Origin of the sequence: Prevotella communis, from assembly GCF_022024175.1 — a bacterium.
Classification (GTDB): Bacteria; Bacteroidota; Bacteroidia; order Bacteroidales; family Bacteroidaceae; genus Prevotella; species Prevotella communis.
Genome location: NZ_CP091794.1, coordinates 211535 through 223967, shown reverse-complemented (window position 1 = coordinate 223967; position 12433 = coordinate 211535). Strand labels below are relative to the sequence as shown.

Annotated in this window: 5 protein-coding genes; 1 reads left to right on the top strand and 4 read right to left on the bottom strand. The window is 46.6% G+C overall.

The window, feature by feature from the left end:
• Position 1: 1 nt before the first annotated feature.
• Entirely contained in the window at positions 2–2752 is a 2751-nt protein-coding gene (locus tag L6466_RS00885) for a beta-L-arabinofuranosidase domain-containing protein (protein ID WP_237802352.1), read from the bottom strand.
• Positions 2753–2931: 179 nt separating this feature from the next.
• On the opposite strand from L6466_RS00885, the gene L6466_RS00880 reads away from it, so the two are divergent.
• Positions 2932–4806, top strand: a complete 1875-nt coding sequence (locus L6466_RS00880) for a CotH kinase family protein (protein ID WP_237802353.1) — start codon at positions 2932–2934, stop codon at positions 4804–4806.
• 4 nt (positions 4807–4810) lie between these two features.
• On the opposite strand, the gene L6466_RS00875 is transcribed toward L6466_RS00880, so the two are convergent.
• The 3 genes from L6466_RS00875 to L6466_RS00865 form a co-directional block, all read right to left on the bottom strand.
• The gene (locus tag L6466_RS00875) at positions 4811–7507 is read right to left on the bottom strand and encodes a family 43 glycosylhydrolase (protein WP_237802354.1); all 2697 of its coding nucleotides are present in this window, start codon (positions 7505–7507) and stop codon (positions 4811–4813) included.
• Positions 7504–9681, bottom strand: coding sequence for a DUF6055 domain-containing protein (locus L6466_RS00870; RefSeq protein WP_091813427.1), 2178 nt, complete (start codon positions 9679–9681; stop codon positions 7504–7506). Before L6466_RS00870 ends, L6466_RS00875 begins: the two co-directional genes overlap by 4 nt.
• Before the next feature lie 69 nt (positions 9682–9750).
• Complete coding sequence (locus L6466_RS00865; protein WP_237802355.1) at positions 9751–12195, bottom strand: DUF4859 domain-containing protein; 2445 nt, start codon at positions 12193–12195, stop codon at positions 9751–9753.
• Positions 12196–12433 lie beyond the last annotated feature (238 nt).

Below are 12433 nucleotides of genomic sequence, written 5' to 3'. Positions count from 1 at the left end.
GTTACTTCAATATGTCTTTTAGTTGGTTGGTTGCTTTATCAATCATATCCTTGGTGCCACTGCCATCGGTGACGTAACGCACCACACGCTCTGCACGCCACAAGGCATCACGCCGAACTTCAGAACGTGGCAGGTCACGAACTTGCTGCATCAGCTGTTTCAGTTCATCCATATCCTCCATCTCAGCCAGATTACCTGGACGCATGGCTGTGAGCGCAGCATTCAGTTTGGACAGCAACTTCTCCGCATCAACAGGATTAATCCTGGAGGTCAGAATGGTTGCACATTGCTGATACTGTTCCGTCATGCGGGCATAACCATGAGGCGCCCATGGCGCATGTTCGGGCACTTTTATCGTTAGCGCATTCCAAGCCTGCTGAGCGTCAATTCGGCCCTTTGCCATTGCCAATGTCTGACTCAGCACCAATGTATCGACCTCAGTAGCAGGAGGCACTGGAGCATCCAGTCGGAAGTAATGGGTGACATGACGGTCGGCATCATAATCGGGCACGAAATGAAAACGGTCCCAGTCGGCCTCATCATGAATGGTAGCCTCGTCCCATGTCTTCACACCCGTAGCAGCCATCACTAATGGTCCCTGCATCAGCGCAGCCGTCCACATAGGGCTGTAGGTTTGTCTTCCTGCCACTTCCAGTTTATCAGGGGTATAGTCGAGGTGACGTGTAAAGGGCATGATGACCTCTACCACATCCTTCTTTGTCCATTTGCGAAGCGGAATCTCGACATAGGTGCCAGGCGTGGGGTGATGGGTGATGGATTTACCATTCAGTCTGACGTCGAAACCCTCAGTAGCCCAATAGGGCACACGAAGTTTCATGGCAAAACGTCCCCCACCCTTCTGTATACGGATGATACTTTTCTCTGCGGGCCATTGGCATTCCTGACGAATCACGGTTTTCTGGGCATCCCACGTAGCGATTGTAGGCAGATAAAGTCCCACCCAAAGCGTGTTGTCATTCACGAAATATGCCGCCTCCTGATATTTCACATGGTTCTCAGCGCCCGTACCACCACAACAGGTACTCTGCGGAGTCTCGTTACCCCAAGGTTTCGAGGCATTAAGACCCACGGCATACTGATAGAGCACCTGGTACTGATGGGGATTGATAGAACCCACGAGTTGGTTGTAGAGTAAGCGCTCGTAGTAGTCCATATAGCTGGCATCATCAGGATTGAAACAGTTCAGATCCTTTGTCAGTTTAGCCAGGTTGTAGGCACAACAAGTCTCATTAATCGTAGGCTCAGGATTGTTGGCCATTGACAGCATCTGCGTATAGGGCAACCGGAACATCTCGCCATTGCCCACGCCTCCCATAGCATAACGGTAACGCCCTTGAATGGTGTGCCAGAAATTCTGTGCGATATTATAATAATAGGTGCCGCCCCCCGCCTCATAGCATTTCAGGGCTCCCGTTATCATAGGGATATGCTGGTTGGCATGACGCGTACGGATAGCATCGACATTACGAGCCAAGGGGTCGAAGAAAGCTGGTGAGTCGAAACAAGTGGCAGCCTCCAACAGGTGTGCACGCTGTTCTTTATCGGTGACCATCATCGACAGTCGGGCCAGTGACTCAGCCATACCTCCCACCTCACCGGCAATGTACATGTTCCACATCTCGTAACGATTACCAGGATGCTCACGACGCTCAGCCTGCGTACCATCTTTTTTGACGTAGGTTCGATAGTGCAGGCGGTTCCACACCCAGAGTCCCATGTCACGGGCAATGAGCAGCGCTTTCTCACTGATGGCTTTATCATCAATGATACTGGCTATATCAATCAATCCGGCCAACTGCTTATGCACGGTATAATAAGGTGCCCATACCCAGTCTTCGTTGTTATAGGGACGATACATCTCTATGAGCACGCAGTGTTGTGGTGGAATGGCATTGATGTAGCCATAGCCGTAGTGACGATAGTCCTGCTTATAGTTATCGAAATCTTTCCACGAGCCTTTCAGTTCACGCAGCTCTGCCTCTGGTGCCACGTCACGGGCCTCGAAATAGCGGCCTAAGGAATCGCTCCAGACAAAAGTCCGTTCCTGACAACGTCGCATCTCATTCAACATCAATTCAATGCGACTCAGTAGTAATGCTTTTTTCTGTTTGTCCTGACAACTGGCATAAGCCATGGCCATAGCAGAGAGGTAATGTCCTGTACCATGCCCCTTCAGTTTTGTAGTAGGTGAGTCCCAACCATCGCTGACAGGACAGTCAGTAGTTGGCAAGCCATATGTATCATAATAGTTATAGAGTTGCTGTTTTGGATCAAGCGACAATAGGTTGTCGATATCCAGATCACGGTTATGCGTCAGACGATCATCACCCGTCAGCTGCACCTTGTCCAATGGCAGTGGCTGGGCAACGGGATGCGAGGCAGGTCTCTCTGTCTGCTGTACCACACTGACACGCGCCTTGATAGGATAGCCATTGGAAGTGGTGTTATCACCCACAATGAAACCACGTACCTCATAGGTGGAACCCACAGGATGATGTGTGGCATCTGCCTGTTCCTGCTCCACGTCGAGCGACGAATTAAGCCAGCGCACCTGTCGATATTCACCTTTCCCGTCGGTATAAGTCACCCACAGTTGATAAGGCAGTTGGGGTGCATTACCAGCAGCCACTTTCACATTGACGTCTTTCACGCTCACAATGCTACGAGGAGTTGCCATCACACCAACAAACACAAGTGCAGACATGATGCCCGCCACCAGGATTCTCTTCATGTTATGTCCATTTTTCTTGACCATGTTGCAAAGGTATGCAATAAATTTTCCCTAACGTAAAAAAATAGTCCAAATAATCTGAAGATTAGACGCTATTTGTATCTTTTTGGACGAAAGTTTTAATCCCGTTATAGAATAAATGTGTAACTTTGCATCGTTAATAACGCAATAACTTTTTAATGAAACAACTACTTATTATACTGCTAACAATATTCTGCACATTGACTGCAGGAGCACAACAGCGGGCCCATGTCTATATGAACCAGATGGGAGGCAAATGGAACTTTCCCATCGTTGTGGATAGTCTCAACGAGATGACGTTTGACAAAGCAAGACGTCAAATGATGACGGACGTCACAGGTGAATTAAGAATACCTTTCGACGTGAACCACATTGATAGTATAACGTTTGAAGACGAGCCTCTTACCGAAACGAAAGACCCATATAAAGTATTCCAACTCTACATCACCACGAAGGACGGTCAGGATATCACCTCGAAAGAGACATATACCGATGCTCACCTCTCACTGAATGCCCAGGAATCATTCACCAGCTACTCTGCCAATATCCAAATGCGCGGACGCGGAAACAGTTCTTTTTTGTGGTACGACAAGAAGCCCTATCGTATCAAGCTTAATGATAAACACAAAGTGCTGGGACTTGACAAAGCCAAGAGTTGGGTACTGCTCGCCAACTATCGTGATGTGACGGACATCATGAACACCTTTGTATTCGAGATGGGACGTGACTTAGGCTTGCCCTATACGAACCACACTCGCTACGTAGAACTCTTTCTGAATGGCGACTACAAAGGGATTTATCAGTTGACTGAACAGGTTCAGCAGAATAAAAACCGCGTGGCTGTGAGCGACGAGCATGGCATCCTTATTGCACTCGATGTGGATGATGGTCCTGGCGAGAATCCTTATGCCAATGATAATTTCTGGTCGACGGTCTACAGAATGCCTGTATGCGTAAAGTATCCCGATGACGAACGCTGGACAGTGAATACCGTTGATTCCGTGCGCAATGTCTTTGCCGAACTTGAGACAGCAATCAAGAACAAGGATTATACACAGGTTCAGCAGTTGCTTGATGTTCCCTCATTCATCAAATACCTGCTCATTCAGGAATTTGTGTATAACGTAGAATTGTCAGCCCCTCGCTCTATCTATATGCATAAGGATGGTGACGGTCCTTGGGTGATGGGACCCCTATGGGACTTTGACGCCGGCTATGACTTCGACTGGGGACAGATGACCACAGGACACACCTTCTTTACAGATTTTACAGAGACCGTGATGGGCTCTAACCCCCTGAAACGAAACGGACAGTATAACTACGTGCCACAATTCTTTACCGACCTGTTTGCATGTCCGGAATTCGTAGAAGCCTATAAAGCGCAATGGGCAGCGGTAAAGGATACGATTGTCACTCATGCATGGAATGAGTGCATGAAATATGTAGAACAGATGCGTGCATCAGGTGCTATTGACCGCGAATTCCAGCGCTGGCCTATCAGTGGAAAACGTTTTGATACCGAACTCAACAAGATGCAAAAATGGCTTCAGAACAGGAATACCCATTTCTCCTATCTCGTAGCTGACATTCCCACACCCAGTGAACCAGTCAACAAAGAGAGATACTGCGGAAGCATCACGGTAAATACAGCCATGAACTGGTATCAGGGGTATAGCCAGGACAACAAAGTCCACATCAGCAAGCAACAGGTATGCAATCTGATGGGCCTCAGCACCAACGAGATGAATGAAGCAGAACTGAGCATTGTGCCCCTATATACTGATGGTACTGAAGGAGAGAACCACACCAACGGCGTCTTTGGCGGATGGTTTAATAGCGATGGCGACCCAGGTTATTATGCCCAAGGCCATGTATATATCGAGGTGTTCAACGACCTATGGAACTGGAGTTGCGGCCTATACAAGGAAAACTGCTGGCACGATGCCCACGCAGTGACCATGCAATACCAGTATCCTTATAACGGCACCTTACTAAAAGTGAATATAGAGGCGAACTTCACCATCGCCCAATAGAAATCTATTGGTAGATGGTGAAGTCACTAAGTGTAGCCCAAGAATAGTTTTCGGAATAGGTGGTCTGATAAACGCCAACAGACAATTTCTTCGTTTTTACTTCAATCGGCGAACCTGGCATGTTATTCCATGTCACGCCATCCTTACTGGTGCGGGCAAAGAGCAAATCGCCACGACGTTCAAACTGCATGACAGGGTCGAAGTCGTAACCCTTGGAGTTGGGGAACTGCGGACGACCATGAGGACTCAGTACCGTAAGCATATTGCCGCAGTTATAGAGCGGGAAAGCACCCAACTGGTAGTAAGTATTACCATTGGCAACGAGTAATCCCACTTCGTTGTAACCTTTTACGCTATGCTGACTCAGACCTTCCATATCATTGACACGTGTCATCACGACGAAGTCGCCTTCTAACTCTTTATAGACAGTACCGCCATGACTAAGTGGAGCCTGATTGAAGTCTGCACTTTGAGTGCTGAGTTTGAAGGTTTCCTTCTTCTCAAATACAGGTTTCATCAGCGGTGAGAGCGTGAACTTGCTGTCAGGATCGGCCTCCTCAAAATCATCATCGCCCAAGGAGGGAATAGCCGACAGTTTTGTTTTGTCATAGAGTTCCATCACCTCTTCGGCTGTCGTAGCCTTAGGAGAAATGGTCAGCATACTGATATACCCCATAAAATTATTAGCCCCTGAGCCATCGGCACCAATCGTGATATGTCCCTCCGGGCGGATCATCAGAAAGTTATTCTGCTCACGAGCCAATTCACCATTCAGATAAACACGTTCTTTCCAGCCGTCGAAAGTAATAGTCCAGAACTGCCACTTTCCTTCGCCCTCCTTAATCTGCTGAGGCAGGCCACAACTTTCGAACGAGCCATTATGATTGATAAGGCCCGTCTGAGGATCTGACCCCAAGCGAAATTCGGTAGTGGCAAGGTCGGCACGCGAAGTAGTAAGCGATGCGACGGTAGACACTGGGCCTACCTTGGTACTTAACGTCCAGGCAGATATCGTATAAGGAGCATTATAACGATAAGTTGTCGGTAAAAACGCATCACTTGTCAGACGTTGTGTGCCATTGAAGAAAAGTGCCCAACGACCGTCTTTCACCCTGACACGAATAGGCTTGTTAGCCTTGAAGGACTGTACTTCCGTTACATCAAAAGGAGCTTTATGTCCTTCTGACAGCAGGGAAGCATCGAGCGTGAAAGAAGCAAACTGACGTTCAGATGTCTCTACGTCTTTCTGATGCATTCCAGGGTAATCATCATTACCTGCAACATTGATGTCAGGTAAAGCTGGAGCCTTCTTCCATATCTTTACGTTCCAGATAGCCGGCATGTGCCCGTTTTTCTGTGTGTCGGTGATAGTAATGCGCACATAACGAGCCTTGCACTTGCCCGTATCAATCATGGGTGAACCCTGCATGGTATTGTTGGTGCGGTCAGCATAGAGCAACCATGACTTGCCATCAACAGAAGTCTCTATCTTATATTGATAGAAGAAAGTGGCATATTCAAACTGCGTCCATATCTCAGAGAATTTCTGCACCTTACCCAAGTCTATCTGCAACCACTCGTCCTGATGCAGTCCCCTACCCCAGTTGGTGTTGGCAGCTTTCCAAAGCGTGGCATTATTGTCGTCTACAGCATATTCTGGCTTAAACCACCCATCGTAATAAGAGGACGCTGTGACTGCAATAGGTTTGAGGTCTGACGTTTGAGGTTTGAGATGTAAGGGTGACTGATGCGTAGGCACCACAGGCAGAATGTTTCCTTCGTTATCAAACTTCATCTCATCGATACATATCTGTCGATTAAAGCCATGAACGCTGCGAGGCAGGTTATGACGATGATAGACAATAAAGTATTTGCCATCCTTCTCCAGGATACTGTGGTGACCAGGACCATGAACCGTCTGGTCAGCATTAGTCTTGAGGATACAACCTTTATATTCATACGGTCCCATCGGACCTACCGTAGAAGTAGCATACTGCACACGATAGGTATCATCATGACATGAGCCACTGCTATAGGTAAAATAGTACACGCCGTCTTTCTTAAAGACATAAGGTGCCTCAAAGAAATCGGTAATCTCCGTATTGGGAATCAACTTCTTCTCTGCAAAAGATTTGAGATCTCCGTTCAGTCGGGCCACACCACAACCAAAACCTTTATATATGCCCCATGTACCGAAATAGAGATAAGTAGAACCGTCATCATCCACAAAGGTCTGACCGTCCAACGTAATCGCATTATGAACAAAACGGTCGGGCACGAGTACGGCATCTGTCTTTCCTAACACGTTTTTCCAAGGCCCAATAGGAGAATCGCCTACACCCTCGTGAAGCACACATGGTTCACAGTAGAAGTAACGATAGGTGCCATCTGGAGCCTGCATCACATCTGGTGCCCAAACCACTTCCGTTGTAGGCCAGTTCATAATGATGTTCTTCCAATTCACGAAATCCTTACTCACCCATACCTGAGCCGGTCCATAACCATTACCCGTACCGTCGGTGGTAGCATAGAGATAATAGGTATCGCCAAACTTACGAATAGTTGGGTCAGCGAAATAACCTGGAATAAACGGATTGCCCGCACCTGGTGCGTTCCAGAGCGGGCTTTCCTTTTGTTGTGCCTGCAGAGGCTGCGAGAGCGTAACTGCATACAGCACAACGGTGATGAATCTTCTTATCATTTATTATTTACAACAACTTTACGTCCATTGATAATATTCAATCCCTTCTGAGGCTTAGAGAGCCTACGACCCTGCAGGTCATAGATGATTTGAGGTTTGAGATTTGAGGTTTGAGTTTTTGTTTCCTCGATACCTGTGGTACGTGGGTCAGTATACTCAACACTGGCCAACTCAGCCCCATAGTCACTGCTTGTCACATGGACGCGGAAGATGAAGCGGGCCATTGCCTCCTTGTCGGCACTCTGTTTATAACGCAGAATCTGACCGATGGTGTAATCATTTCCGATAGTCAGTCGATTAGGATATTGACCCACATTAAAGGAAAGACCAGTTGGCGAGAACTCGCTATAGAGATAAGCGCTGCTGCCATAATCAGTGGCACCACCTGACGCATTAAACCAGTGACCATAGCCATTAGCCGTACTACCACGGTTCACACGTGCCTGCGACTTTGGATTCATCGGGTAAAACATCACCTTACCTTCCGAAGGACCACTGGAGGTCCACGCCTGCATCTTGTCTGCGATGTCAGAGGCATTCATCTGAAAAGCAGTACCCAGCATAGCCTGAGCTTTCCCAGAAACGTTGACAGTCACAGCGTCATAAGAGTTCAAACGGGGCAGATTTACATCGTAAGTAAAAGTGATATCGGCCACATCACGATCATCGATTGTAGAAGCCACATAGACCTGAGCCTTCGAACCCAGTTCAGCACCCTCCAGACGGAAACGGTAAGGCCACATATCATCATTGTCTGCCTTTTCATCCCATTTATGTTGGATATAGCTCTTGGGGGCTGGTACCACGACGAGCCACATCTGCTTCACATTCTCTGGTACTGTCATGCTCACCTCACAGGTCTTCTGTGTTTGTCCCTCGCAATACACGGAGTCTGCATTGAAATACTGACGCGTGCCGTCATTCATCAATGCCACATAGCCCAAGCGGAAACCACGATCTTTATAGTTTGAAGCACTCACATACGAGGTGCGTGAGGTCTTACCCCACTGTGTTTCACCTGTCATCATCTCAGCAGGATCGCCTGCAGCCAGTTTGGAATACCTTGCCAAGGCCGTGAAATGCGTGGTCACCTTTGTACCTGCAGCAGGAACGGTCAGTGGGATAATATTAAATCCTGAAGCCTGTGGTACAGAAGCCAGAGCCACCTGATATGCAGTATCACCCACCAAGACGCAACGGTAATCGAAATCACCAATATAGTTCTTTCCGTAGGAACGACATGCGTCAATATCCCATGTAGCACAACGGGCAGCATAATCATAATAAAGGCGGAACAGTCCGGTAGCATCCAGCCCTTTCAGTTTCATCAGCGCCTGGTTGAAATCAGTTCCATTACCCCTGCTCTGCCCTGTCATAGGCTGATTCCATACCTGAGCAACAGTCGTAATATCATTGTAATACTGGCACAGATAATAATGGAACCAATATGACTGATAGCGATGCCACTCGTGCGAGAAGGCATAGTTATGAGAACGACGGAACACGCTGATGCTCTGGTCAAACATCAATTCCGGATATGACTGTGCAGCCTGCCATTGAGCTGTCTGTTCCCAGATAGCCTGACCATTGCCGCACGCCAAGTGGAAACCCGTATTATCAGTATTGGAATCCTGGTGCCCGGCATGCTCAGAATAACACATGTAGTGGAAAGAGTGTCCCACCTCATGAGCAACAGAATGCCCTACGGGCTTACACGTTGCCGAATTAAGCCACAAGGCAGAGATGACGAAATCGTAGCCACCACCGTAGCATGCCCAGTCGCCAGGTTTTGAATAGTTCATGAGCACCATCATCTTATACTTGCTGTGGTTGCTCTTCACTGGGTCAACAAAGCCCAGTTTGTTAATTTCCAAATCGTAGAAAGCCTCACATTTATTCAAAAGGTCAGGTATATCTACGTAATTCCAATCGCTAGTAGCCAGTTCGTTGGGTTTCTTGTTTCCGTAGTTCTTATCCCAGAAGATAATCACGTTATCACTCTCCACAGAGCGACTTTTCGACCAAGTGTACTTATTATCCGGATCGCTCTCTTTGTAGAGCAGCGAGTCAGATGGCCACGGATTACGCCATTCATTAGGGATATAGACGGTCTTCTGTGCGAAAGCAACAGAAGCCAATGTCATCAGGAAAACTAATGTAGTAAATTTTTTCATTTTGCATTTTAATTGAATCCACCTCGCTATAAAACGAGGTGGATTCCTTAATTATTGTCTATCGATGGCTTACTTAACCATATATTTACGTCCGTTCTGGATATAGAGACCACGCTGTGTCTTCACCACCTTACGACCCTGCAGATCATAAACGGCTGACAGAGATGTATGAGGTACTGAGTGATGCTCCGTGATACCAGTATAGATTGCTTCAGAAACAAACTTCACGTTGAGGACATAGCGTTTGCCTTCTATAAGGAAGCAGACAGTACCTATTGCACTATAGTCGTCAGCAACGTCTGCTGTAGCACAGGTTGTCACTGTAATAGACTTACCATCCTCATTCAATTCTGCATCAAAGAACATAAACGGATCTTCTGTTACGCAGACGCCCTTATCATTGAATGCCAGACCATCATATAAAGACACGCCAGAACCATAAGTTCCATCAGCAGTAATGCCGTGCAAATATTGTCCATTAGCTAATGCATCCAAGGTAATATCAAAAGCTTTGAGAACATCTGACAGATCGATTGTTGCAGAAGCACCATCGTCATCAGCTGACACTGGCAATACAATATCCTCTGAGCCAACTTCCTCGATTTCTACGACAGACTCCACAATGCTATAGGTGAAGTTGAAGGTCACCATCTTACCATTCTCTTCATTAACTAAGAAGATGGGGAAGCGGAATACATCACCAAGAACCACACCAGGATGCTGCATCAGAGAGAACTTACCTTCAGGACTTGCTACAGTAATACCGACACGGGTAGGAGTCTGATTCCAACCTACATTGCGGCCTTCGCCATCCATCCAGAAGCCAGGATAAGGTGTGCAGGTATATGACTTTGAGTAACGTTCATTACCTTCCTTTTCTGTTCCATCATCATTCAGTTTAGCCAGGGCATAAAGAACCCAATCACTAGTTCCAATCTGCTGCTCTACCCACTCTGTAGGAATCTCCACACCAGATGTCCATTCATATTCACCAGGCACCTGCTGCACCTCGATAGAACGCTGAGCCACGCTTTCAAAGACAACTTCAACCTGTTTTGGTGCAACAATCACCAAATCAACATTCAGCTGATAATACTTACTGCCAGCCACGAAATAAAGAGTGGCACGAGCAGAGTCGCCAATATTCATATGTCCAGGATACTGACCAACACCGAACTTTGAGTAGTCATCAGCCTTTGGCGTGACATAGAACATCGCATCATTACCCCAACTAATCACCTTTCCTTCCATGCTGACCCAGTAGCCTACACCTTCCTGATTCTTACCAGTAGCAAAGTCGATTTCACTGTCAAGCATATAGAAGTCATCAATCTCTCCAACTTGACAACCTAAGGCATTGACCATAGTCTCAATATCAATAGAGAAATTCTTGGTGTCATAACTCTCCGCAGGTTCCATTTCCACTCTTATCGTATTCTCACCTGCCTTCTCATAATCTTCCAGGGTTCCTACCTTTACTTCAGGCAGAATCAGGTTATAACGAATCTTGATGGCCTTGTCACCATATACAATATAGATATCAGCAAAATATGTATTACCACCCTTTAGTTTATTAGGCATCTGGCCGATATTACAAGAAAGGATACCAGTCTCAGTATCGAAGGCGAAAGCTTCTGCATAGAAGCAATCATCACCATCATAAGCAAAACGTCCACATTCGAAAGTAGGATTACCCTCGGCATCGCTGAAATTGCGCAACCAGAAGCCAGGGGCACCTGCTGATGATTCGTTAGTCAAAGAGTCACTCATCTGAGCACCCATCACAGCATCCTCTGTTACATAGGCAATCTTTGCAAAGAGCAACTGGCTTAACTCATCTTTCAGTAAATCTCCGCTGACACCAAGCTTTGTGAGAGCCTCCGTAAGATCTACTTCCACCTTATCTGCATCATAGCCAGAACGAGGTTTCTGTGTTACATCCTTCGTGATTTCTTCCACAATGGTGAGCTTACCCCATGCCAATTCAGGTTCAGGTATATCAACAGCTGGCTTCTCAATGATATTAATGGTAATTTCCAAGGTAGCTTCCTTGTCGCCCAACTTCAACACGAACTTAGGCTTGAATGTATCGCCTACAGCGCATTGACCAGGGAACTGACCAATCATAACAGAAAACTTTCCATCTTCATTCTCAGCGGATGTCCAACTGATGGTATTAAACCAGCGCAGACCACTATTATCATCACTCCAAGCCTGAGGGAGACCTTCTGCATTTACCCAGAAGCCACCTTTGCCGCCTTGTGTATAATTGTCACTCAGACCTTCCGCTGTAGTCAGGAAGAACATATTAGCATCGGTACTACCCTCTGCCGTCCAGGAATTAAGTGCAGCAACAAGTGTGGTTGTATCAGTCTCCAATGCCTGTGCCACATCCGTCAACTTAAAATCTACAGCTTTCTCTTTACCCCATTCGGTAGCTGCATACGGTTCATAGGTTGCCGTCAACTGCGCCTGCGCTGTCATTCCAGCCAAAAGGCAAACGACGACTGCCATCAGTTTTTTAAAATGAGTAGTAATCATACCATCTGAAAAATTAGTTAGTTCGTTAATAATATAGTTATGAAATCTTTGTTCTCGAAATCACGGGCAAAGATACATTTATTTTTCATTCAACAATGCAAAAAAAGTATTAAATTAAGGGATTTGGACAATATTTACATCATTTGGATGATATTGTCAGACCTCATAATTAAAAAAAGCGAATACTATAATATTTGACACACTTTTATTT

What these genes read in the sequence shown, in the direction of transcription:
- L6466_RS00865 (WP_237802355.1), bottom strand. Translation starts at nt 12,195, where the DNA reads ATGGCAGTCGTCGTTTGCCTTTTGGCTGGAATGACAGCGCAGGCGCAG.
- L6466_RS00870 (WP_091813427.1), bottom strand. Translation starts at nt 9,681, where the DNA reads ATGAAAAAATTTACTACATTAGTTTTCCTGATGACATTGGCTTCTGTT.
- L6466_RS00885 (WP_237802352.1), bottom strand. Translation starts at nt 2,752, where the DNA reads ATGAAGAGAATCCTGGTGGCGGGCATCATGTCTGCACTTGTGTTTGTT.
- L6466_RS00880 (WP_237802353.1), top strand. Translation starts at nt 2,932, where the DNA reads ATGAAACAACTACTTATTATACTGCTAACAATATTCTGCACATTGACT.
- L6466_RS00875 (WP_237802354.1), bottom strand. Translation starts at nt 7,507, where the DNA reads ATGATAAGAAGATTCATCACCGTTGTGCTGTATGCAGTTACGCTCTCG.